This is a genomic window from Yersinia sp. 2540 StPb PI, from assembly GCF_052217165.1.
GTDB classification, from domain to species: domain Bacteria; phylum Pseudomonadota; class Gammaproteobacteria; order Enterobacterales; family Enterobacteriaceae; genus Yersinia; species Yersinia enterocolitica_E.
The window spans coordinates 1153914-1178054 of sequence record NZ_JAZGQC010000001.1 but is presented as its reverse complement, the minus strand read 5'-3'; the positions used below and the strand labels follow the sequence as shown (position 1 = coordinate 1178054).

Below are 24141 nucleotides of genomic sequence, written 5' to 3'. Positions count from 1 at the left end.
ATCACATCCTGTACTTTTTCCTTCCCATTGAAAGGTAACTGAAAGGTTAATCTATTAACAATTCAGCAACCTCGCAATCGCGGGAAGGCTCACAATTTAGAAGAAAATAATGAGGGAATAATATGAAAAGGATAATTACCCGCACTTTAGCCGCCTCGATTCTGATACTGACAGCACAAATGGCACAGGCTATCGAGGCACCTGGCAGAACAGAATGTATTGCGCCGGCCAAACCCGGCGGCGGCTTTGATCTTACCTGTAAATTGATTCAGGTTTCCCTGCAAGAGACTAAAGCAATTGATCGCCCGATGCGGGTCAGCTATATGCCGGGAGGTGTCGGAGCGGTTGCCTATAACGCCATCGTCGCGCAACGGCCAGCAGAGTTTGGCACCGTGGTCGCGTTCTCCGGCGGCTCTTTACTTAATCTGGCACAAAATAAATTTGGCCGTTATAGCCCTGACGATGTGAAGTGGTTGGCGGCCGTTGGCACTGATTACGGCATGATCGCCGTGCGGGCTGACTCTCCCTATAAAACGCTAAAAGATCTGATGGATGCCTTTAAACAAGATCCTAACAGCGTGGTATTCGGGGCCGGTGCCTCGATTGGCAGCCAGGACTGGATGAAAACAGCGTTACTGGCCCGTGAGGTGGGCGTCGATCCCCATAAAATGCGCTATGTGGCCTTTGAGGGTGGCGGTGAACCGGTTACCGCATTGTTAGGTAACCATATTCAGGCGGTGTCCGGGGACTTAAGTGAAATGGTGCCCTATCTGGCAGGCGACAAACTACGGATCTTGGCTGTTTATGCAGAACAACGCCTGCCTGGCCAACTGGCTAATATTCCTACGGCTAAAGAACAAGGCTTCAATTTAGTGTGGCCGATTATTCGTGGTTTCTATCTCGGGCCGAAGGTCAGTGATGCCGAATATCAATGGTGGACGGAGACCTTTAACACCTTGGTACAAACTGACGAGTTCAAAAAACAGCGTGAATTACGCGGCTTATTTGAGTTCAACCTGACCGGCAAAGAGCTGGATGTGTATGTCAAAAAACAGATTGAACAATATCGTGAACAAGCTAAAGCATTCGGGCTGGCCAAATAATTAAGGAGAAAGATCATGAGCGATCGTATTTTTGCCAGTATCTGGATCCTGCTCTGTATCAGCGGCTTATTTATCGGCTGGGGAATTCAAAGCGAATACAGTTACGAGCCGCTAGGCCCGCGCCCTTTCCCGATGGCAATTCTGGCGTTAATGACACTGTGCGCGGTGCTATTGTTGCTGCGTAAACCAGACGTTATCGCATGGCCGCACGCCAAAGTATTGCATCGCCTGTTGGTGATGGTGATTACGCTGGTGCTCTATGCCTGGGGATTTGAGTCGCTTGGATTCCCGCTGGCGACAGCCCTACTAACATTTAGCATCGCATTGTTATTTGAGGCAAAAATATGGGTCGCTGCGCTGCCCGGCGTGGTTCTGGGCGCGTCATTATTCTATGCCTTTGACTATTTACTTGATGTCACCCTACCACTTGGCGTTTGGCTGAACTAACGAGGCTGTGATGGAAACTTGGATGTATTTATCGCAAGGATTTGAGGTGGCATTAACACCACAAAACCTGATGATTGCCCTGATAGGCTGCTTTATCGGTACCATTGTTGGCTTACTCCCAGGACTGGGGCCGATCAACGGCGTGGCCATTTTGCTGCCACTCGCTTTTGCCCTAAAACTGCCCGCCGAGTCTGCCCTGATCTTGCTGGCTACGGTTTATATCGGTTGTGAATATGGTGGGCGCATCTCATCCATATTACTTAATGTCCCCGGTGATGCCGCGGCTATCATGACCGCCCTTGATGGTTATCCGATGGCGCAGCAGGGCCGTGCCGGTGTAGCGCTATCCATTTCAGCAGTTAGCTCATTTGTTGGTTCACTCTTGGCTATTGGTGGGATCATTCTGTTTGCACCGCTACTGGCACAGTGGTCACTGGCATTCGGCCCATCGGAGTATTTCGCGTTAATGGTCTTCGCCATCGCCTGCCTTGGCAGCATGATGAGCCAAAACCCCTTGAAATCACTGCTAGCCGCCTTAATCGGATTGGGGTTGGCGACAGTAGGCGTTGATGCAAACACCGGCGTTTATCGCTTCACCTTTGATAGTGTCCACCTCTCTGATGGAATTCAATTTATCGTAGTGGTGATCGGCTTGTTCTCGGTCAGTGAGATCTTGTTGATGCTGGAAAGTACCAGTACCGGCCAGAAATTGGTGCGTAAAACCGGTCGCCTGATGTTCAACCGCAAAGAAGCGGCAGAATGTGTTGGGCCAACACTGCGATCTTCAGTGATCGGTTTCTTTGTTGGGATTTTGCCGGGCGCAGGGGCAACCATCGCCAGTGCGCTGACCTATATGACCGAAAAGCGCATCAGTGGTAACAGCGATAGTTTTGGTAAAGGGGATATTCGTGGTGTTGCCGCACCTGAAGCGGCGAATAATGCTTCTGCCTGTGGATCTTTTATTCCGATGCTCACTCTGGGCGTTCCAGGCTCAGGCACTACGGCGGTAATGATGGGAGCATTGACCCTGTATAACATCACACCGGGGCCTGCAATGTTCACCGAGCAACCGGATATTGTCTGGGGGTTAATTGCCTCGCTGTTGATAGCCAACGTTATATTACTGCTGATGAACCTACCTCTGGTTGGCTTCTTCACCCGCATGTTAACCATTCCGTTATGGTTCCTGGTCCCCGCCATTGCAGCAGTCTCTGCGGTGGGGGTCTATGCGGTGCACAGCACCACTTTCGACCTGATGCTCATGGTCGGATTGGGTATCTTTGGCTATCTGCTGAGAAAAATGAACTTCCCCATGTCCCCGCTGATTTTAGGCTTTGTTCTGGGCGAAATGCTGGAGCAAAACCTGCGTCGTGCACTGTCCATTAGCAATGGCAATTACACTATTTTGTGGTCGAGCCCTATTGCAAAAAGCTTGCTAATACTGGCCGTGCTGGTGTTGGTGCTGCCGCCAATCCTGCGAGTAGTACGTAAATTTCGCCAATCAAAGCCAGCCGTTAATGAAGGGTAAAAACTGACTCGTATTACTCCGGGGCTGATAATTATAGGATTATTGGCCCCGATATATTGGGAATATTCCGCGTTATAAGATGATACCTATCAGCAAAATGCTTAATGAGTAAACTGATCATCACCAGTACCGGAAATGCTTAGACCTTAACTATAATGAAGGTAGATAAGTGTAATCACGATAAATAATGAGGCAAAACCATGTCAGACAAAATCGCCGTCGGTATCAGCGCTTGCCTGTTAGGTGAGAAAGTACGTTTCGATGGCGGGCATAAACGTCTAACATTTGCCGTGGACGAGTTGGCCCCTTTTGTTCATTTTGAGCCGGTCTGCCCTGAGATGGCAATCGGGCTGCCTTCGCCCCGCCCAGCGCTACGCTTGGTTAAAGCAGGCGCTGATGATATTCGTCTCAGCTTTAGTAACCAACCAGAAACCGACCTGACCCGCGCCATGCAGGACTTCTCCGCGAAAAGAATTGCGGGATTGCAGCATTTAAGTGGCTATGTGGTTTGCGCCAAATCCCCTAGCTGCGGCATGGAGCGGGTGCGGGTGTATGAAGCCGATGGCAAAAATAACCGCAAAAGTGGTACTGGCATTTTCACTCAAGAATTAATGCGCCAACTACCGTGGCTCCCCATTGAGGAAGATGGCCGCCTGTGTGACCCAGAGCTGAAAGAGAATTTTGTGGCACGAATCTATGCCTTACACGAGTTTAATCAGCTATGGCAACAAGGCATGAGCCGCGCCCGGCTGATCGCTTTCCATAGCCGCTATAAATTATTATTACTAGCTCATTCGCAACCTGCCTACCGTGAATTAGGGCGTTTCGTTGCGGCTATCGACCAATGGCCTTCAATTAATGAATGTGCTTTTGAATACCGTAACCGGCTGATGGCCCTGATGAGCCAACACTCCTCGCGCCGTGGTCACACCAATGTCTTGCAGCATGTCCAAGGCTATTTCAGCAACCAACTCAGCCCCCGGCAACGCAGCGAGCTGGCACAACTGATTTTGCGTTATCGTCAAGGCAGTCAGCCACTGCTTGCCCCCATTACCCTGCTCAAACATTATTTAGCTGAATATCCCGACAGCTATCTTGCCCAGCAGCGCTATTTTGACCCTTACCCGGAGGTTTTGCGCCTAAGGTATGGGCATTAATAGGGGGAATTTAAACGCGATATGAAGCCCGTGGTAATTCAGCAAGTTGCCGCGTTATCAGATAACACCTATCAGCAAAATGTCTCCTTTGCGTTATTCTTAGCGCCGAAGAAAATAATTAGCAGTCTTTCTGGTGGTATCACGGCCTCATGGCAGTGAGGCCGCTGTAAAACAGGAGTTTCTATGAACACCACTTATCGCCTGGCGCTGGCTTTGGCTTTTTCTACCACGCTGCTGACGGCTACCGTTCACGCCAATAGCCTATTGGATTCAGTAAAAAGTGCTGCTGACCAATACAGTAAATCGGGTGATAGCTCATCTTCATTGTCGTCATTGACCGGCTTACTCAATGGCGGCGATAAAGGGCTTAGTGCTAGCACCATGACCAATGCTGCCGGTATATTGCAATATTGCGTACAAAACAATGTACTGTCGGCCAATGGCACTTCGGCGATTAAAGACCAATTGATGAGTAAACTGGGTATCACCAGTACCGAAAATGCCAAGAGCCAGGACTATCAGGAAGGTTTAGGCGGATTACTGAAAACCGGTGAAGGTAAGAGTTTGAATTTGAACGATCTGGGCAGTGAGCAAATCACTGAAAAAATCAAAACCAAAGCCTGTGATTTAGTGCTGAAACAGGGTCAATCGTTCTTGTTGAAATAATAGAATAGGTAATGGCAGAGCGCGGCTTAAGGCTGCGCTTTTCTCAAACAGGATAAAATGGAACAACCGACACTCACCGCAGGTTTAGCGAAACTGCATCACTATTTTGAGCGCTGGCAACTGGCCGCAGACGGTGCGGCATTCCATACACCATCAAGCTGGCTGCAACCGGTACTGTATCGCAACCAACCCGCAATGCTGAAGATTGCGATGACAAAAGATGAGTGTCTGGGCGCACAACTTATGGTGTGGTGGGGAGGCGATGGAGCCGCCCGAGTGTTAGAACAAGAAGAAGATGCCATTCTGCTCGAACGGATTTCCGGGCTGCGGTCGTTGTTAGAGATGGCTCGTGGTGGTCAGGATGACGAAGCCAGCCGGATTATCTGCCGTGTTGTTGCTCGTCTTCACGCACAAGACAGGCCACAACTCCCCGAACTACCCACCTTATCAAGCCAATTTCGATCACTGGAAATCACCGCAAAAACACAGGATGGAATTTTCGCTAATGCGGCATTTATCGCAGAAAAATTACTCACAGAACCACAAGAAATCACTGTTCTACATGGTGATATTCATCATGCCAATATACTTGATGCCGGCCCTCGGGGCTGGCTGGCGATTGATCCTAAAGGTCTGATCGGCGAACGCGGTTTTGACTTTGCCAATATCTTTTGTAACCCCAATTTCGTTGTCGCCACCTCGCCGGGGCGTCTTATCAGGCAAGTAGATATCATCGCGGAAACCGCCGCCCTTGATCGGTGTCGCCTGCTTGCATGGGTCGTCGCATGGGCTGGGCTATCAGCCGCCTGGCATATAGAAAGTGAGGCAAATCCTGATACGGCATTGGCCGTCGCCAATATTGCGCTGAACGCGTTACACAGAGCAAATTCCAATCACAATAACTGACGAGATTAATGAATTTCCAAATACTCCCCGCACTGCGAGGAGTATTCAGAATAACGTTAAATCGCTTTTTCTGATTCAATGCTTTTTTGATTACGACTGACTGCCACTTTGAATAGCCAATATATCAAGCTGGCGGCAACCAGCGAGTTAATGGTTGGAATCCCCCACTCAGTCACCAATCCGATAACACTGCCGACAATACTGGCGATAATGGCAACCCAACCGATAACCGGTGTTTGAGTTTCGTCAGGGAGTTTCCCTTCCAGTCGACTCTTATCCAGAATATTGCGATGAGAGCGCAACACAAAATAGTCCACCAGCATGATGCCGATAATCGGCGGGAATACCACGCCTAGCACTGTAAGGAAGTCCACAAACCGATCCAAAATCCCTAACACGGAAAGTGTCGTACCCAGAACGCCGATAACTAACGTGGTTAAGGTGTATTTCAGTTTTTTCCCGGTCAACCCCTCGACCGCATTGACGATACCGAGGGACGAAGAGTACAGATTAAGGTCATTAACTCTTAATGTTGAGAACACCACCACCAGCAAGCCTGCACCACCCGCGGCCTGAGACATAATAGTCACCACATCAGCTGTTCCCAGCGTTTTAGCAATCAAGATAGCCAGGCCATTGACCACGAACTCCCCGGCCACAATGGTGAAAATCGTCACACCCAACACATGCTTCCCATTTTTGGAATAACGCGTTAGGTCAGGGGTCATCAGGCTTGCCACGATAGCGCCCCCGACAACGATAGTGATACCTGCGCTGATAGACAGAGGATCACCCGGTGGTATCAACTGCATAATTTCATGCAGATTATGCCCGGACAGCGTACTAATAGAGATATAAGCCACCAGCAAAATAAACATCGGAACCGCAATACGTGCGGCGATGCGCAATGCCTTAAAACCAAATGCCACCAAGATAGTCAGCAGGCTACCCGATAAAGCTGCCGCGAATCCGAATCCCAGTTTATTACCCAAAGCGAAATCAAGCGATTTGGCGAAAATAGCGTTTTGTATACCAAACCAACCCAGTAAGCTCACCGCCACCACAATCCCGATCAGTACTGAGCCTAAGCGACCAAAGCCACACCAGCGAGCCAACAGGCTACCGGAGATCCCTTCACGCATACCGGCCAGCCCAAGACCGTAGGTCACCACACCAAATATTATGCTGCCAATAAGGATTGCGGTGAATGCATCAGTCAGTGTCATGGAGTTACCCAGCACCGCCCCCAGCATAAATTGATCCAGCGCAGTCAACATACCCATGTGAACGATGGCAACGCTTAAAAATGAAACCCTTTTATCCTGTGGCACGCGGCTTAATGGATAGTCTTCAATTTTGATCACGATAAAGTGCACCCTTGTAGTTCAGATAAACTGGATTCCTTTTGCTACCAGTCGATCCGGAATATAATTATCCAAATGTGCAAATTTGCAAAACTCCTCAAACTGTTGCAACGTGTGGACATCAGATTTTTGATAAATAGTATATATTCTGTTTTCTATTGTTTTAGTGCTGATGTTATATATCTTAGCGATCTCTTTAACAGAAAGTCTTTGCAACATTAAAAATATAACGTCAAGCTCAGCGCGGGTAAAAGTTTTACTATTAATTTCGGTGGTCAGGACGCTTGGTTTTTGTTGGTTTATGTATTTGAGTGGAGATAAAGTATTAAGTGGTTTGGCACTCCACATAACACCAATGACTTCTTTTTTATCATTATAAATAGGCAGCTTTTCACTGATAAAGGGGGTCAGAGTATCTTTACCATACCAATAATGTGTTTCTATGACAGTAACCCGATCTTGTGACTCTTCGGTTCTCTTATCATGCTCCATAAACTCGGGAGAAAATTCAGCCCAGTTAGCAGGAAACTCATCGTCCAGCTTCCCCTCTATCTCAAAGTTCAATGGTGTATTGGTATAAAGATAGGCTGCCTTGTTCATATAGATATGGCGGGAATTCAGATCTTTAATGCCCCATGGCTCACTGAGGTGCTCCATCATGGCAATAAGGCCCTTGAAATAAATTTCATTATTTTTATCGGGCAAATCCATTACGACCTCGCCGATTAAAACCGGTTAAATTTCTTTTGCCAGATAGTGCCGAGTATGTTTTTTGGCATATCCACATAAATCGCCATAGACACGATAGCCTAACTTTTCATAAAAACCTCTGGCCTGGAAATCGAAAGTATCTACATAAGCCATATGACAGCCGCGTTTTATGGCTTCTTCTTCTGCTTTTTCCATTAATTGGCGACCATAGCCACTTTTACGATATTCATCACTGACCCAAAGATATTGGACCTCAAGCCCACCCCACCAGGTCCTGGCAACCAATCCTGCCACAATTTTGCCGTTGTCGTTGGTAACCGTTAAGAATAGCGGATGAATGTCTACAGCTTCAGTTTTATTATTGTGAGCCCAAAGACTATCAATGACATACTCTTCGTCTTGTGGGTTTGGCGTATCCGTGACGTTAATATTCATTTTCGTAACATACCTTCCTATATTAATAATTCAAATTGCAATCAAATTAATAAACTCCAACTGATTTTAATATCACTTTTCTTAAAGTGTTACAAGAGTGGTTTTCACCCGTTCCCACAATGGCGTTAAGTGTTTATATTTAATGTGACAGAGCTAAAAAATACCAACTTATCTCGTGAATGTTATCTGTTTGGCCTGCTCTGTCTGCAAATACTGATTTCGCCTCACCAGGGCTTTATCGGGGAAACCTATCAATAACTCACGGCTCCACCTGTAGAGCAAGGCTAACTTGCCAAAGGGGGGCCGCTCATCCTCCCCAAAATCCATAAATTTTATTGCTTAATATGCTCATTTAGCGTCTACCCAGTCAAAAACTGGCCGTTCCGTTTTTATTTACCACTCACTATGGGCTTGAGATCAAGCTTGTCGAGAGATCCTCAACAGTAGGTCTGTACTCAATATCGTGTTTTAGTACCAGTCCGGCATAAATATTTCTGTATTGTCGCAAATCGGAAGAGTTGACCGCCAACAGGCCATCGGATTTACAATCTCTCTTCCATGAGAATAAAGATCAGAGCCATATTAAATAATGAATTAAATGCAATTTAATTTACTTTATTTCTTTTTAACACTATTTATTATTCAGTTATCCCTACTTTCATTATCGTACTCTCACGACAAAATACGCTATAAGTAACGTTTATATAAACATAATGCGCACAATATTTTATATTCATATATCAAAAATATTGACTAAGGAGGTTTTTTCGTCACACCCATATTATTTTATATTAATAGCTAGTGTATTATTTGCTGTATTATAACCTTTCCTCCCTGCCCAGGGAGCTATTATATTTACGCTATATTGGACAAGGACTGGAGAACCTACAGCAGAAACCCAGGTGGTCGAAGCAGTTAATCGTTATGTCAGTATTAGATATGAATAATTTACTGACATTTAATTTATAGCTCAATTATTTTGCATAATCATAATCCCGGATCAATTAGAGCATCACAGTTCATAGATTTAAATTATGACTCCAAACGTTCAAGTCTGTGCACCCATCTCAATAAAGTAGTTAACAAATCCAAATAACATCATTTTAAGTCATATTTTCAACATAAAATACTGAACATTCTACTAACTGTAATTTAGTCCAGTAAACCGTCTGAGTGACTATTGAAAAATTAACCACTAAATATTAGGATTAACACCATATATTGTGTCTAGATATAAACGAGATACCATATATGCTACATCAATACTTCTCTTATAAGGATTCAGGCCATGAGTAAAAATACAAAACAAACATCTGGCAATGTAGCTTCCGTTGCTGCGAAGACTTTAAATGACCCTAACGCTTCTGCAATCCAGAAAAGCCTTGCTGGTTCTGCTCTCTCCCAACGAGGAACACCAAATCAGACAAGTGGAGAAATGGAACATAAAGCATCGGTTGCACTTGATAACCCAAATTCCTGTGCATTGACAAAGCAGCTAGCGGCCTCTGTATTAGCACAAGCGAATAAAGATCGTAAATAAGTTCCGTCTTAATTAACTACTGGGGCTAACGCCCCTTTTGTCGATGGCTGACCAGCTGACTAATCAGAATTATCCGCCATCAGTGATCTTTACAGGTTATTTTTCTTGGCAAAATCAAACGACCTAATCATCCGTTTCCGGTTGGCATCTAAATAATCAGCCCCTATTGGATCGCTCAGCTTTATGGATATAAGCCGCACGTACAGAGCTACGTTCTTAATGGCTCATTTACCTCTCTATACATTCCTTCAACCATAACGTCGCCATCTGTGGGCTTATAAGCTTTAGCTTCAAGCTCGGCAGTATAAACATACTCGAACCTGCATATACACAAGCAGGTTGATGTGGGGTAACTCAGATTGACGTTGGTGGACTGAAAAGCGGGGGTAAAGCCTTGCGGAGACTGGGTTATAGATACACAAAAGACGCTCGTAGACATCTCTTTACATACGAATGGTGCGAAGGCCGGACTCGCTAATATCATACAACCTACTGATATCAATATTATTTATTTTTAACACTAGGAGCTTGTACCCACACTTGTACCCACAAACAAAAATCCGTACAAAAATCAGACATTGCCAGCGGGTACAAAGCCATATCAGTACAACATCAATATGGCTATCAAAGCAAGGTTTAGGCAGGCCAAAAAGCTTTTATCATTAGCCCCCAATTGCCAACAACCTTGACCACCGTCCGCTATGAGCGAAAAGCGGACCGTCAATGTCTTCGGAAGGCACTTATCTAATGCAATCAAGACTAAAAGACCACAACAAGCAGATTATAAGGTTTATGCTTTGTTTTTACTTACCTCTGTTCTCAGGTGCATTAGTCCATTCTTACATTGAGCTCAATGTTTTAACTCAGTTTTCGTGTAACATACGTTGAATAAAAATACTATTACAGGATTAATATCTGATGGAAAAAGGATTTCAACGCATTGGTTCTGTATCGAACGCACACGTCGGTCATGATTTTGAATTTAAAGTCCAATTATTTTTTAAAGGACAAGATATTTTCTTGAAAAGAAATTATAAAGTAATGGTGGGAATAGATAGTATTAAGAAATCTCATCGATTTGATTTAGGCTGCTCCGAACAAAAAATATTAGTTGAGTGTAAGTCTCATCGTTGGACAACAGGAAATAATGTACCAAGTGCCAAATTAACGGTATGGAATGAAGCAATGTTTTATTTCCATTTGGCACCAACTGAGTATCGAAAAATAATGTTTGTTCTTAAAGACAAAAGGCAGAAATCTGATGAGACATTGTGCCAATATTACGTAAATAAATTTAATCATCTTATTCCTACTGACGTGGAGCTATGGGAATACGATGAAATTATTATGGATGCCGCACGGATTTACTGACTGATACGTATCAACTGTGATTTGGATTGACTGAGAACGATGGAAGAGAATGAGAAGGTCTGGTCGTCAGTTAAGAGCGATGAGCGGACATATTGATATTCTAATCTGTAAAGTCTATCAGTTCATAACGAGAGGATTACTAACAGCTCTATATGTTGATCAATAGGGCACAAGTCGTAACAAATTTGGCCTGATGGTTTGCATGCATCTAGTTTGAACACGACAGAATTCCTCGATGAGGGGGAGGACAGTCACAATGCCGGTACCGATGGTGTTACGTATCGTGCCTGCTATATAATATAAATAATTTAGATAGCCTTCGCACGAGATTGTGCTGATCCAAGATCTCGAACTATAGTGTTCCTTTGTCTGGTATACTACACAACAGCACATTGAATCATGTATAACTTAACTTTCAATGAAGTAGCCTAAATTTTAACAGGACACAAATGAACACTTCATCTTTTTTATACATTAAAATAGAAAAAATAAAGTCACTAGTCAGAAAAAAATCACTTTCAATTAAAAACTACTTTGAAATTTTAAATTCCGATGGTAAATATGCAGCTAATGCTCTTATTCAACTAAAAAAAGAATGTATAAAAAAGTCATCCGAGGAAATTGAATCATTCAATCGAACCATGTTAAATATGAGGAATATAGTTTTTATTTTCTCAGCATATGCAATGGTAATTATTATCATTACATTAGCAACCAATAACTACTCTGATACTTTTTTAGAAAACTTCCTTGTTAATGCAAATTCTTCAATTCTCGACTTCCTTATTCTAGGTGTTATTCTTTATTATTTTGAACACAAACGGCAGAACAAGGAGGCTGTTCAAGAACTCCTCGAAGACCTCGAAAATCTTGCAAAACACTCGTCCGCCGAGTTAAATATAATGAAGATTAAAATCATAAGGCAATTAAACAGCAAAGGTGTTTTTAACATCAATGTTCAACGCATAGAATTGACTAAGTTATCCGTCATAAAATACCTGAATTTTAAAAACGCTGATTTAAAAAGCTTGAATATGTCCGAGTCCTACATTAGAAACTGTTCATTCGTAGATTGTGAAATTCAAGCCTTAAATATTAATGGGAACAGAGTTAAAAACGTAAAATTTATAAAGTGTAATCTCAAGAATATTAAAGCGACTAATGCAATATTTCAAAATGTTGAGTTCGATGAATGTAACTTTTCTGGCGGATTTTTTAATCACAGTAACTTGAAAAGCTGCATTATGAAAAACTGCGATTTTAAAGATGTCACATATGAAAAAGCGACTTTATTAAGTGTGAATATTTTAGGCGCAAGAAATATCAACACAGAGAGAATGATTGAAGCTGAAAATTTAGATTACATTAAATGTTCGGATGAGATTAAGATCGCGCTCAAGGAGAAAAACCCAAGTATTAAATTCGCAAAGAGAAGAACCGAGGTTAGGGAATCGAACCCTATTCAGTGAGCAAGCTCACATATAGACACCAGTCGACCTCTATCGAATTTGTCTATCATCTTCATTTACTGAGCAAAAGTCAATGATCTCCCCCAAATGGCCTGTTCCTCATTGATTAAGGCAACATGATATGAGCAACGTCTGCTTCGGCCACCGGTGCGGCTTCGGACTGCTATGAGCTAATTGCTGTCTTTGGCAGCTGTCTCCACTCTATAACTCTGCGCTACTGAAAATCGGGGAATGGCGGACAACCTTGATCATGATATCCTATTCAAGGAAGAACTATCGCAAGCAGTGTGCTCCCTGTAGTCGCGGGACACACAAAACGCTGCGCTTATTTAGTCTGCCCTGTTATGTGTATCATAACTCTGAAGAGGAATCTATGATCCAATATTTTTCTGAAAAAAACACCCTCGAGAATAGAGCATTACAAATATGGCAAATTCTTATCGGATTCGCTTATGCGCGTAAGATAACTACATATGGAGAGATTGCTGATATTCTTGGTTATAAAGGTGCAGGTACGATGGATCGTCAACTAGGTCATATTCTTCACTTTTGTGCTCAAAACAAATTACCACCATTAAGTGTATTGGTTGTAAATTCTGAGACAGGATTACCTGGAGATGGGTTTGATACGACAGGTGATTTACATAAAAAGAGAGAAAAAGTATTTAATTTTGACTGGTTTGATATTATTCCACCAACGCCAACTGAGTTTGCTTCAGCGTGGGAAATAGCAGAACAAAACGGCTTTAGTGTGCACTCATAACAACCCGATGCAATTGATGGTAATACTCCCAACTTACTGATTAATTGCATCAGCTCAGACCTAAGTTGACAGGCTTCGTAGATAGAACACAATCAAACCTGATTGTTTGGTGCAGGCGAAGTAGACTTCCTTGGCATATGATTGTTAAATATTGCGGAAGATCTCTAAAAGTGAATGGTGCGGATTACAGGGATACTTACAATATAATTAACACGATCGTGGATCCTGACTAAAGACAAAGGGTTAATGCCGCCATCTGTCAATGTGGGCTTATCAGCAGTTGCTACTACAGAGATGGGCAGCAGAGAGAGAAAAATGAGAGGGCGAATGCAGTACATACATGTATCTTCATATATTGATTAAGGAACAAAGGTATCGGCATTATGACGCGAAATTTTAGTCTGAAATAAGACTTGGGATAATATTCTGCTCGGAAATGAGGTATTTGGGGCTGAGCAATAGGGCAACTGTTAGCTATGGCAAACTTAAATCGTTTAAAAGATGAGTATCTATACTGCGAAGATTCACCCTAAACACAAATTTATCCAGAAATCATCGGCATTGTATACATTACCTTCAGTTGCATCCGCGGTACAGTTCGTTTAATCTTATGATAATTAAAAATATTTCAAAGGTCCATATATGGAATGGGGATGCACAAAGTGTGGGGTCGAAATACCTCAGGAAAGAGAGTTTTGCGATAAATGTGAAGAAAAACATTTCAGGAAAATTGGAGGGTTTCTATTTTTACCCCTCATAGGATTAGTGGTCACTGCTGCCTCTTATCTATTTGCAATGACAGATGCATTTAGAGTTATGACGGAAAATTATTCGCACTTAAATGTAAATGCAAAAATATTCTTCATGCTTTCTCTTGCTATTTATATTGTTTGTTTTTTATTTTCAGTCACAGTCCTTTCATTTTTCTTAAAAAAGAAAAAGTTTCTGCCAAAGCTTTATATTTTATTTTTGATATCAGTCGTGGCGACAATGTCATTAAATATCTACATGCTTTACATGTTAATCCCCGATGTTAAAATTGGATACAATGAGCTTGTTCCTATTTTTAGAAATGTGATATCGGCTCTTATTTGGATTCCATATTTCATTACATCAGTTCGTGTAAAAAGAACTTTTATCCGATAAGAAGCACCACATTAGTGGCTTCCCATTACTGATGATTGAACATGCAGAGCACTATTAATCTACCTCCAATAATCAAAACAGAGCGGATGCTATCAACTTCCGCTTCTGGCACTGAGCGGACAAGCTTACGAAGCCTAAGGTCCAATATGAGCGAGAAGCGGAAGTTCAATCTTTTTTGTCAGCCCCTCGGGGAATTTTTATAAATTGATTAGCCATCAAAACCAGGCTGTGTCCCTTAATCACCCAAGCTATAGTAGCTGTTTGTCTCAATAACATGTTGAACTTAGCTCGCTACGACTTTCTTGATGAAGCATGGACTATCATGCAATACATTGAAAACAAATAACTGTCGTGGATGGATTTTTGCTAAGTTTAATAGTCCGTATTTATAAAAAAAGCACAGAGCATACTTGAAATTTAACTTAAAGGGGAGGAACTCTCGTATGGAAGAAGAAAATAGCAAAATCACTAGTAAATTTAATATTGTCGCCACTTGCGCCCAAATATTATTAGCCTTAGCAACAATTTATTTTACCTACACTATAAGTGAAAAGCAGAATAGAATTTCCAAATTGGAATACTCGCCTCTATTCGTTTTAGACAAGGACCAGTTGTATACAAAAGACTTTATACCAACAGGAACTGATGAAATTAAAATCACAAACGAAGGGTATGCGGTTAACAATTACTCATCGGACGTTGATAGCATACTAACGATATATTATTCATTCAATCATCAATCAAAGACTTTGATTTATAATCTAGATTATTTTTCAGTTATGTCACACAAATCCGGTGGCAAAGGTGAAATGACGAGCGGAATTGGTGAAAACAACATCAAAAAACTTCTTGAGATTAAAACAAAAACCAAGAGCATCCTAGACAACTACCACCCGGACTATATTAATTTTGAGTTAAAACACATCGCAAAGGTTACCTATACCAATATAGAAATGGATGAGGGGCATGCTTATTTTTCTGATGCAAACGTTGTTAACCAAGAGGATTATGCCAAATTAAAACAGACAATTAAAAACAAAGAGGTAATATCATTTGGGCAGTTACAGCCAGAAAATTTAGCAAAAATAATCATAGAAAGCTTCAGCCAGAAATAAATCATTACGATAGTTATTTAACTGTGGTGGCCCACTCGATGGGCCACCACAGCGATTTATCAGCACTTTGCTAAATAAAAATGCAGATCATAATTTATTTCACGATTAAGTATAGGGAACTGCAGTTCATCCTTACAAAAGCAATACTGCAGCTGTATGTTAATCATAGAGCAGATTACTGAAGCTTAAGGTCCGCTCCTGGCACAGAGCGGCTACTCAGTTAGGTTAACTTTTGTGTCTAGGTTCCTAGGGTGAACGATGATGTTTTTGCTGGATATACTCAAGTAGAATGCGAAAAGGAATTCAAATCAGATGGAATTATGCACACAGGAAAGGCACCTTTCAGGATGCTGGTAAAAATTACCGAACAAGCAGATCCAGCCAATCTGGGTTCTCAATTTTACGGGAATAGGGCAGCATCGCACGATTAATCAGCTCAAAGAATTCTGACTCCTCCATCCTTACTGCTTCGCTTGTGCCAGGTCCCTCCCATTCATCAAAGAGATGCCAGTAAAGCGATTTCAGGGTATCGACCACCGCCGCGAAAATCTTTACGTCAGGTTCAAGCCAATGACACACCAGAAAATACATTTTCTGTTCTGCATCATGGATGGACGCGCACTGGGAAAGTTGACTCATAAATAGCTTGATCCAGACCAATGCTGCTGTTTTTAGCGGTGGCAGATCTATCCGCTGCTCTGCCATGTACCGTGACATATATAATTCAACCTCGGTCCGTTCAGGTTGCTTATCAAGCCCCAGTGAAGCGAGAATTAAAAGAGTCTCCGAATCATTTCCTTCGGTGATTTGATCTTCAGCCCATGCAATGATCAGGCAGTCCAGATCATTGTGGAGAAAGTGATATTTGCGTGAAAAAACAAACAGCCCGAGCAGGTCATTGAATGTGTATTGAGATGGCATCTGATATTCCCTTACCTGTATTGTTTACATGAACCCTGGCAGTGATAATTTCTGAGTCCATCATTAATTGAACGGTGGGTCTATATAACCGAATGAAACTCCAATTAACCTTCATTTTATCTTAACTATTGATATAAATTCTATAAAGAGTAGTGGTATACCGATTTTGACCACATAAGCAGAAGTGTGAAATATCCGCTTCTGGCACTTATCCGACGGTCAGATTTAATAGTGCCCTACCAGAGGGCACCGTTAGATAAAGGCACAGCTAATACAACCTAACATGCACTGCTGCCCTATACCCGTTCTGCCAATACGCTTGGGTAATGTTTAGCGATGATATCGTTCATCTTGTCCATCAACCCAGGTTTCCTAAATGTCAGATGCGCTGAGCCCTTCATAAAGTATTTTATCGCAAAATAATCGTCTTCATAAACTTTCGTCATCTGCCGATTGGCACTCATATGTTCATACAGCCGAGTTGTCACATCTCCCCGGTTGTCCGGGATCGCCTTGCCCTCGAGCAGGAACAACATCCGTTCAAGATCCGCCAGTTGATCCCGCCGGTAGCTGTGGTTCAGGGTAAATCCCCATTGGGTGTAACTCACCAAATTGTTGACGATAATTTTCTTGCCAAACTTACAAGGATGGTTGCTCTTGTAATCCCATGATAGCGACTTGAACACATTAATCACCCCTCGCTCAAATACGTTGTCCTTATCACGGTGCAACTGCTCAAATGTGCTGTAAATGCTTTCCTCGCTGATGGTAGGAATATTATCTCCCTCAAGGTTTCTGTACCATTGGTCACGCGCCTGGGCATCCATCAAACTGAGCATGCCGGAGCGCTTCATCAGATCCCGCCATATATCGCGATCAAGATTGCGGGTGATCACTGGCATGGCCGTTTCTGCTTTTTCCATCAGCCAGCAACCGCAGCGAAAATCTTGTCGCATGGCCCAATCTCTTGCTATTCCTCCACCGATGCTGTTAGTGATGGCCGAGATATCTTCAAGCTGGTGAATAAGGGCTTCAATCTGCGCCAGAGCGGCATTACGTCCAGACACAACGCGTTCGATGCTGGTGGAACAAATCACCTCTGTATGGTCAGTTAAAACCTCGGGTTCAGTCTGCATATTTCTTTCTCCATAAACGCAAACACCCGCCGGTTTAAGGGTGGGTGTTGGGTAGTGATAGTGTTAAAAACATTGTGGGCTGTACTGCACTGGACGCCGGTAATCAGCATGCCATCAGTAATCCGGACAGGCTCATGTCTGCTTTTCGCCCCGGATAACTGAGGTGATGGTCTGGTAACCCAGACGGGTCATCAGGCCGGTGGCTCGGCGGGCACGGAGAATATCGATAGCCGTGATGAAGGGAGATTGTTCCTGGCAGGAGAATCCCCGGCGATCGATACGAACCAGGCCAAACTTTTCCACCGTGAAATTCAACGCATCGGCCAGAGAGATACTAGCCTCAATATATTCGTGGATCACGGCGTCATCACTGAACTCGGTATCGTTAAGCGCCAATCCGTAATGCTGTTCCAGCAGATACGTAAGCATGGATTGCCAGACAACAACGGGTGATGGGCAAGCGTAAGCCGCCCGTTTCGAGGTAACAGGTAAGGTCTGCATGTTGGTTATCTCGTCGTTAGCTAGATGAAAGGAAGAAATAGGTAGGTATAAAAGGCGAAAATTTATGCATTGGATTGGGGTATAGGATAAACAGCGAGATACACATAACCGTGAGATCCCAGACTATCGGCTTCACAGGTCAAGCCATTGCAATACAGCGTGACACAGTGCTGATAACGGGGATTGAGCTCACCAGAAAGCAGCATCAGTTCCAAGTGGTTGATAAACTGCGGGAAGGCGTTATTTAAATCACATACCTGCGCGTCACTGAATTTCCCGCTGATATCGGCACGGTCGGCCAGAAAATGCAGCCGGTCGCCTTCTTGTACCAGGCGGGCACCAAACTGCGGAGTGACGTTGCGTTTAAGTCCCCAGGCTGGGGTAGTGATTGATGGCATCGTATTGCCCCTATAACAAGCCGTGTTCAGCAAACGAATACACCGTCATGCCTCCGACAATACAGTGATCCAGCATCCTGACCTCAACCATTGCAAGTGCATCTTTAATCTTGCCGGTGATTTGCTGGTCGGCAACACTGGGCTCAGCGTGGCCGGAGGGATGGCAATGCGCCAGAAGCACCGCAGCAGCATTGTGTTGCAGTGCCGCTTTCACGATTTCGCGGGGGTGGACCTCGGTACTGTTGATACTGCCGGTGAACAACGTTTCGTGGGCCAACAATCGGTGTTGATTGTCCAACCAGAGCACCATAAACACTTCACGCTCCAGTCTAGCCATTCGCAATCGCAGCCAATCGCTGACGGTACCGAGTGAAGTGAATGAGGTTCCCGGTTCACGCAGATGAGTCTCCAGCAGGGTTAAGGCACGTTTGATGGCCCGTTGGGTTGTGGGTGGTATCTCGGCAGCGGTAGGCGATAATGTTATTGTTTCCATGGTGATGTTGTCCTTGTTGCTCAGTCAATCAGGGAGAAAATGGCGCGGCTTTCGGGGTGTTGTAGGGCGTATTCCCGTAGCCAGTAGAAGTGTTCGTTCATGGTCTCGCTCTCGGTGCTGCAGGCATAATGGCTGTAGGCCATCAGGCAGGCAGTGATACCCGTCGCTTCACGGCCGACGGTGGCCCCATTGCCATTGAGCGCGTTAAACAGCTCATAGTCTTGCTCCGTGCCCGGTACCATAAATACCCCACCGTTGGGCAAGGTGTAGAAGTCCCAGAAATCTCCCTGATATTCAGCACACAACCGATCCAGCCAGCGAAAAACCTGTGGCTCAATCAACGCCCATTTAGGCACCTGACCAAAGTGTTTTGGCCAGAAATGGATACGCTGTGCATCAGAAACCCGTGTGGCGGTTAGTGTGCCCGTCTGAGCTGGGGTTGGAGTATTCATGAGTAATATCCTTCTTTATATGGGGATAAATAGCAAAACAGGCCCCTCCGGAAAACCGGGGAGCCTGCTCATGGAATGGGTAAAGAATGTGACTTAATATTTAAAATCGTGAGTGAAGGTAGAACACGGGAGAGGCAGCATCTCTTAGATTAAAAACCCGTTATCGTGGGGATAACGGGCGGTGGTTTTCCCTGAATATTGGCATAACGCCTGTGCCTGACCGCTGTTTTAACTACATTTTGCCGACAGGTAACTCTGTCAATTTTATCGATGGGTAAAAAGAAAAGATAATGGGTTGTGCAGATCAATAACGCGAAACCGATCGTTGAAATCGATCGTCACCGAAGCTGTGAGGCTGGGTCACGCCACTGACTGCTTAAGCTGTTCAGCCATGACCCACAGCGCCCGATTGAGTTTGATGTCACCATCAATACCACTGATAGCACGGGTTCGAGCACGTTTTCCTCCGGCGCTCTTACCCGATAGCCCGCCTTTGGTCAGATTCTCCTGCACACACTGAAATGTTGTCCAGAGGTCATCTTTTTTATCTTCCCAGCGACGGGGCATCAGGATTTGGGACTCCGTGACTGGATGGTGTGCTTCGCCGTAACGGTAGGTCAGTGCAGCATGGGCCAATGCATGTTGGTGCTCCGCTGACAGCGTTAATGACTGCATGCTTTCACGACTTTCTTCTATCTGGTCAAATATCCCCAGCACTTCGTAGGCCCCTTCAATCACCTTTTCCACCACATCCCCTTTATGCGGCACACGAATTTCGCCAAAACTCTGACCACAAACCAGGCCGTTGCTGCAAATTTCACGGAACATCCCCGGTAGCATTTGATAGCTGCTGGAGCCATCGTGACTGTTGAGCAAAACAATCTCCTGCACTTCTCTCTGCGTAATTTGTCCCGTTCGGCGCAGTCGCACCATATGCTTGGTGTGCTCACGTTTATCCAAATCTCGTACTCGGGTCTGGCAGGCAAAGAACGGCACAAACCCTTCTTCACGTAATTTATCCAATAAGGTAATGGTCGGAATATACGTGTATCGGGCACTGCGGGAGGCATGCTTGTCTTCGCCAAACACGCTGGGCACATAATAGGCTAACTCATCATGGGTCAGGGGACGGTCGCGGCGAACAGAGTTCACTCGACCAAAACGGGACGCTAAACGGGTCATCAGTGTTTTCTCCAAATAAAAGGCCCCCAGTCTAAATAGACTGAGGGCCAGTAGGGTGACGATGTATAAAGAGTAAGGTCAGTGGTGAATAAGCATCGTGATATCGCTATTCAGTTATGGTTCACTTGCTCACTCCTTTTGTGGGCGATTAAAGGCTGCCAGATTCAGCAATACCGTCATCTGCCAGTGCGTGGCTAATGTTATTCACCACCGTATGGGTATCGAGTTTTATCTCTGCCAGCAGTTTTCCGGTGTCCGGCGCGCCTTTATAAACGTAGAGTGACGCGACAGGCTCACCGTCATCGTTTGTTCCGGCGGAGACCTGATAGCGGGTATCACCCTTTCTGACGGTGAATTCCTGAATGCTGATAACCTGATTATTCTGGTATGCGTAAGTGGTGTTGGCCGCCGGAACAGTGATATCCATCTCTTTATGTGGGGTGCCGGTCTTACCAAAAGAGTAAGACACGTAAGGGGTATCCATGCAGATAGTGACTTCTTTGTTATGGTTGAGCGTTTTGGCATAAAAAACAGGTTTTGCACAGCGCGAATTGTCAGCCTGTACTGCATGTACACATGACAACAACAGCCCAGTGCTTAAGAGAAAAACGCGGACGAGACTTTTAAATTGACCTTTCATTTTCATTCCTCCCACTCAGGTAAAACGACATAAATATCCCTGCCTCTGACTTCAATCGTCATCGGCTCTTTATTACCGGTGTTCATCAGAGCCTGTGCCCGATAAAAACGCCCGCTGACCTCTTCCTTTAAGTCCATTACCCGAATACAGCGTTCATCAATACCTTCCTGTTTCATGAGCTGGGTAACAATAGAACAAGCGCTCTGCGCAAGTTGTTCTGTGCCCGACTGCTTTTTTAATTGCTCACCGGCTATCACCGACAAAACAGTACATATCAGCCATACCTGCAACAAACGCCAGGGTTTCCCCTGACGTTCGTCACGTTGACGCAGATAAACCATGGGTAGCAGAAAATACCAAAACGAAGGCGGTACTTTTTCTTGCTTCATCAGGCTTAACCGGTCAAGAAGGGTCCAAACCAGGGAGAGAACCAGATAAAAGCCAAGGGCAATCTCTTTAGAAAAGAAAATGGATAAGGGGGCCCAGAGTAGTGGAGGAACAATGGCCAGAGCCCAGGCATAGCTGTCCTGCTTGGATAGAGGATAAGGTTTTAGCATGGGGACCTCGTATTGTGCAGCACAAAGGCCGGATAAGGGAAACTGCGTTGCATCATGGGAATACTCCTGTATTCATGAATAAGTAGACAGAAATTGAGGGATGACGACCGTTCTGGAAAGGGGATCGTAGCGAGATGTGGGAAAGAGAGATAATCGTTAATTAAGATCAATAAGCTAAAACCGATCGTTGAAACCTATTGGCATTGTCGATCATAAATCAATTATTGATAGATTATAACTATTGTAAATAGGTGTTCGATCGGCGAAACAGATCGAACGAATAAACCGTTGGCCGTGAGAAATCAGAACAGGAAATGCCAGACAGCGTGAACAACCGAAAGCAGTCGGTGGCGAAGCCGTTTAAGCTGATGCACCAGCGCACCGGTGGTTTGCATTGCAGAGAGCGCATCATCGAAAATATCGCCCACGCCACGGGCAAAGTTGTCGCGCGCCGTGTTGATCACGTTCTCCGTACGATAACCCGACTCCAGTTGGCGTGTGACTGCACTGCTGGCGTTATCTGGCAAAGCACGAATGAAGGTTTCGGCCCAGAGGAGCATATTGAACCCCTCTGATGCTGATACGGCCAGAACAGGATGCCGGGGTGAAAACAGCGCATTGACCTGCGCTATTTTTACCTGCAAGTGCTGTTGCTGACGTAAAGAAGGTTGGTGAGTGACGAGGTCCCATTCCCGACAGGGCTCAATTTTATCAGCCTGATTGAGGACGAAAAGAAAGCGCACGGGGTCTGCTCCCTGCGAAATCAATTGCCGATAGCAACGAATGTCATCGTTCCATGCCCGATCATCAGCTTTAAGCACCCAGATAATCAGGTCCAGTTGACCCAGCCAGTGTTGATATAACCGCGTATAGATGCGGTCAAGTTCGGGCGTTTCACCTATACCCGGAAAGTCCACGATGAGCAACGCATGCGGCGCAAGAGCCAATTGATACGTTTGTACACGGCGGGTACATCCTTTAATGGCGCTGACCTTGGCGGGAGGCGGATTGAATAAGGTATTGCAGAGGCTTGATTTACCCACACCGGTCTTTCCCATAACCCCGATAGTGGGTTCGTAATGAATGCACTGATGTACATGTTTGAGAATGGTACGGGAGAGGTTGTCAGGGAGAAGGGAGAGTGGTTGTGTCAAGGCCGAGAGGCCTTGTTCGGTTTTATCTGGCACATTAACCTCCGTGAGTTGAAATAACAAAACGGTAGCAAAATCTGCTGCCGTTCTTATGGAGGTAATATCAGTCTGAAAATTCTTGCAGTTAAAAATCTCAGATGCTGGCTTATCCGAAATGTCTTTTTTTCTGCGTGTCATTCATTGGCTTCAGTCTGACCCTGTCTTTATTGAAGGTGATATCAACCCCTATAATCAGAGGGGCAAGAAACTTGTCTGATGGATAAGCTTTAGCGGTTGTTCGTACAGGGATGAAAAATGCACCGGCTGTGTCTAAGGGCGCTATTTCTGCTAATTGGCATAATCCCATACTTTTTCTTGCTCTGGGATTTGAAAGGTCTCTGAATTTTATATATTTGATACGCTCAAAATCATATTTACCTCCCCATCGTTCCCATTCAGACCGAGTGATATGGAGGATGGTACAGTTTGCCAAAAAATTCCCCTCGCAATATCCAGCCCCTGAGACGGTACGGTTATAGTAACAGGTAACATCTGTTTTAATCACAACCAGGAAACTCCCATTATGGTTAAAATCATTGTTATGATTATTGAACTTCGAAGTGATATCGAGATGGATCTTACCATCAATTTCCTTCATCAAATCTTTGTGTTCAAGTCTCTTTTGAGTTGCTTTACTCTCTAAAAATGTAGGCAGAGCTGTAAAGGAAATCAGCCCGCTAACCTCAATCCTTGTTAAACTGGTGTACTCAGGATAAATCCGCACCACATCGACTTCTTCCTGGTTCAATTCAGCAGATGCTGCATTTTCTCTTTCACGTGTTACCAGCGAATAAAGATAGAATGAAGCGCTTCTCTTTCCATTTGGCTTTGCGGTTTTTTCCCTCAAAAACCTGTCCGTTTCATCATCAGAGTAATACATCGTCGCTTTGTATTTATAACCCATTTTTTCGTACCTCTCTCCATAGCAACAGCATCAAAAGTAATACTCC

At 44.4% G+C, this 24141-nt stretch carries 27 protein-coding genes; 13 read left to right on the top strand and 14 right to left on the bottom strand.

Annotated elements, in window-relative coordinates:
• Window positions 1-122: 122 nt before the first annotated feature.
• The 7 genes from V1956_RS05315 (at window position 123) to V1956_RS05285 (ending at window position 5807) form a co-directional block, all read left to right on the top strand.
• Complete coding sequence (locus V1956_RS05315; protein ID WP_372557906.1) at window positions 123-1103, top strand: Bug family tripartite tricarboxylate transporter substrate binding protein; 981 nt, start codon at window positions 123-125, stop codon at window positions 1101-1103.
• A gap of 15 nt (window positions 1104-1118) precedes the next feature.
• A complete protein-coding gene (locus tag V1956_RS05310; RefSeq protein ID WP_442824881.1) occupies window positions 1119-1550 on the top strand; it encodes a tripartite tricarboxylate transporter TctB family protein in 432 nt (143 codons plus the stop codon).
• A 10-nt stretch (window positions 1551-1560) separates the two neighbouring features.
• Entirely contained in the window at window positions 1561-3078 is a 1518-nt protein-coding gene (locus V1956_RS05305) for a tripartite tricarboxylate transporter permease (RefSeq protein WP_372557905.1), read from the top strand.
• 200 nt (window positions 3079-3278) lie between these two features.
• Window positions 3279-4235, top strand: coding sequence for a YbgA family protein (locus V1956_RS05300; protein WP_372557904.1), 957 nt, complete (start codon window positions 3279-3281; stop codon window positions 4233-4235).
• A 21-nt stretch (window positions 4236-4256) separates the two neighbouring features.
• Window positions 4257-4394 carry a hypothetical protein gene (locus V1956_RS05295; RefSeq protein WP_193784736.1) on the top strand — a complete coding sequence of 46 codons (138 nt, stop codon included), beginning with the start codon at window positions 4257-4259 and terminating at the stop codon, window positions 4392-4394.
• 24 nt (window positions 4395-4418) lie between these two features.
• Window positions 4419-4901 carry a DUF2501 domain-containing protein gene (locus V1956_RS05290; RefSeq protein ID WP_372557903.1) on the top strand — a complete coding sequence of 161 codons (483 nt, stop codon included), beginning with the start codon at window positions 4419-4421 and terminating at the stop codon, window positions 4899-4901.
• A gap of 57 nt (window positions 4902-4958) precedes the next feature.
• Window positions 4959-5807, top strand: a complete 849-nt coding sequence (locus V1956_RS05285) for an aminoglycoside phosphotransferase family protein (RefSeq protein ID WP_420074922.1) — start codon at window positions 4959-4961, stop codon at window positions 5805-5807.
• A 56-nt stretch (window positions 5808-5863) separates the two neighbouring features.
• Here the strand turns inward: V1956_RS05285 and V1956_RS05280 are convergent, their stop codons facing one another.
• The 3 genes from V1956_RS05280 to V1956_RS05270 are packed head-to-tail and all read right to left on the bottom strand — an operon-like array spanning window position 5864 to window position 8317.
• On the bottom strand, window positions 5864-7171 hold the full coding sequence (locus V1956_RS05280; protein ID WP_372568624.1) for a cytosine permease: 1308 nt from the start codon (window positions 7169-7171) through the stop codon (window positions 5864-5866).
• Between the two features lie 21 nt (window positions 7172-7192).
• Window positions 7193-7882, bottom strand: coding sequence for a helix-turn-helix transcriptional regulator (locus tag V1956_RS05275; RefSeq protein ID WP_083160791.1), 690 nt, complete (start codon window positions 7880-7882; stop codon window positions 7193-7195).
• A gap of 24 nt (window positions 7883-7906) precedes the next feature.
• Window positions 7907-8317, bottom strand: coding sequence for a GNAT family N-acetyltransferase (locus V1956_RS05270; RefSeq protein WP_420075545.1), 411 nt, complete (start codon window positions 8315-8317; stop codon window positions 7907-7909).
• A 1288-nt stretch (window positions 8318-9605) separates the two neighbouring features.
• Between V1956_RS05270 and V1956_RS05265 the strand changes: the two genes are divergently transcribed.
• From V1956_RS05265 to V1956_RS05240, 6 genes are all read left to right on the top strand, one after another.
• Entirely contained in the window at window positions 9606-9857 is a 252-nt protein-coding gene (locus V1956_RS05265; RefSeq protein WP_372557899.1) for a hypothetical protein, read from the top strand.
• Between the two features lie 918 nt (window positions 9858-10775).
• Window positions 10776-11228: a hypothetical protein gene (locus V1956_RS05260; RefSeq protein ID WP_226718248.1), complete on the top strand. Its 453-nt coding sequence runs from the start codon at window positions 10776-10778 to the stop codon at window positions 11226-11228.
• A 449-nt stretch (window positions 11229-11677) separates the two neighbouring features.
• Complete coding sequence (locus tag V1956_RS05255) at window positions 11678-12697, top strand: pentapeptide repeat-containing protein (RefSeq protein ID WP_442824880.1); 1020 nt, start codon at window positions 11678-11680, stop codon at window positions 12695-12697.
• Window positions 12698-13070: 373 nt separating this feature from the next.
• Complete coding sequence (locus V1956_RS05250; protein WP_442824879.1) at window positions 13071-13460, top strand: hypothetical protein; 390 nt, start codon at window positions 13071-13073, stop codon at window positions 13458-13460.
• 642 nt (window positions 13461-14102) lie between these two features.
• The gene (locus V1956_RS05245; protein WP_050074571.1) at window positions 14103-14606 is read left to right on the top strand and encodes a DUF2569 family protein; all 504 of its coding nucleotides are present in this window, start codon (window positions 14103-14105) and stop codon (window positions 14604-14606) included.
• A 443-nt stretch (window positions 14607-15049) separates the two neighbouring features.
• On the top strand, window positions 15050-15721 hold the full coding sequence (locus V1956_RS05240; protein WP_145601766.1) for a hypothetical protein: 672 nt from the start codon (window positions 15050-15052) through the stop codon (window positions 15719-15721).
• A gap of 360 nt (window positions 15722-16081) precedes the next feature.
• On the opposite strand, the gene V1956_RS05235 is transcribed toward V1956_RS05240, so the two are convergent.
• The 11 genes from V1956_RS05235 to V1956_RS05185 form a co-directional block, all read right to left on the bottom strand.
• Entirely contained in the window at window positions 16082-16642 is a 561-nt protein-coding gene (locus V1956_RS05235) for a hypothetical protein (protein ID WP_050536341.1), read from the bottom strand.
• A 296-nt stretch (window positions 16643-16938) separates the two neighbouring features.
• On the bottom strand, window positions 16939-17778 hold the full coding sequence (locus tag V1956_RS05230; protein WP_442824878.1) for a DUF4942 domain-containing protein: 840 nt from the start codon (window positions 17776-17778) through the stop codon (window positions 16939-16941).
• A 132-nt stretch (window positions 17779-17910) separates the two neighbouring features.
• Window positions 17911-18279: a TA system toxin CbtA family protein gene (locus V1956_RS05225; RefSeq protein WP_442824877.1), complete on the bottom strand. Its 369-nt coding sequence runs from the start codon at window positions 18277-18279 to the stop codon at window positions 17911-17913.
• A gap of 62 nt (window positions 18280-18341) precedes the next feature.
• The gene (locus V1956_RS05220) at window positions 18342-18677 is read right to left on the bottom strand and encodes a type IV toxin-antitoxin system YeeU family antitoxin (RefSeq protein WP_442824876.1); all 336 of its coding nucleotides are present in this window, start codon (window positions 18675-18677) and stop codon (window positions 18342-18344) included.
• 10 nt (window positions 18678-18687) lie between these two features.
• Window positions 18688-19170 carry a RadC family protein gene (gene radC / locus V1956_RS05215; protein ID WP_442824875.1) on the bottom strand — a complete coding sequence of 161 codons (483 nt, stop codon included), beginning with the start codon at window positions 19168-19170 and terminating at the stop codon, window positions 18688-18690.
• A 20-nt stretch (window positions 19171-19190) separates the two neighbouring features.
• Window positions 19191-19622 (bottom strand): antirestriction protein, encoded by a 432-nt coding sequence (locus V1956_RS05210; RefSeq protein WP_442824874.1) that lies wholly within the window; start codon window positions 19620-19622, stop codon window positions 19191-19193.
• Between the two features lie 360 nt (window positions 19623-19982).
• On the bottom strand, window positions 19983-20804 hold the full coding sequence (locus V1956_RS05205; RefSeq protein ID WP_442824873.1) for a DUF932 domain-containing protein: 822 nt from the start codon (window positions 20802-20804) through the stop codon (window positions 19983-19985).
• Window positions 20805-20952: 148 nt separating this feature from the next.
• The gene (locus tag V1956_RS05200) at window positions 20953-21444 is read right to left on the bottom strand and encodes a hypothetical protein (RefSeq protein ID WP_230596550.1); all 492 of its coding nucleotides are present in this window, start codon (window positions 21442-21444) and stop codon (window positions 20953-20955) included.
• A gap of 2 nt (window positions 21445-21446) precedes the next feature.
• Entirely contained in the window at window positions 21447-22001 is a 555-nt protein-coding gene (locus V1956_RS05195; RefSeq protein ID WP_442824872.1) for a hypothetical protein, read from the bottom strand.
• A 302-nt stretch (window positions 22002-22303) separates the two neighbouring features.
• Window positions 22304-23329 carry a GTPase family protein gene (locus V1956_RS05190; RefSeq protein WP_442824871.1) on the bottom strand — a complete coding sequence of 342 codons (1026 nt, stop codon included), beginning with the start codon at window positions 23327-23329 and terminating at the stop codon, window positions 22304-22306.
• Window positions 23298-24095: a hypothetical protein gene (locus V1956_RS05185; RefSeq protein ID WP_050875875.1), complete on the bottom strand. Its 798-nt coding sequence runs from the start codon at window positions 24093-24095 to the stop codon at window positions 23298-23300. Before V1956_RS05185 ends, V1956_RS05190 begins: the two co-directional genes overlap by 32 nt.
• Between the last annotated feature and the right edge of the window lie 46 nt (window positions 24096-24141).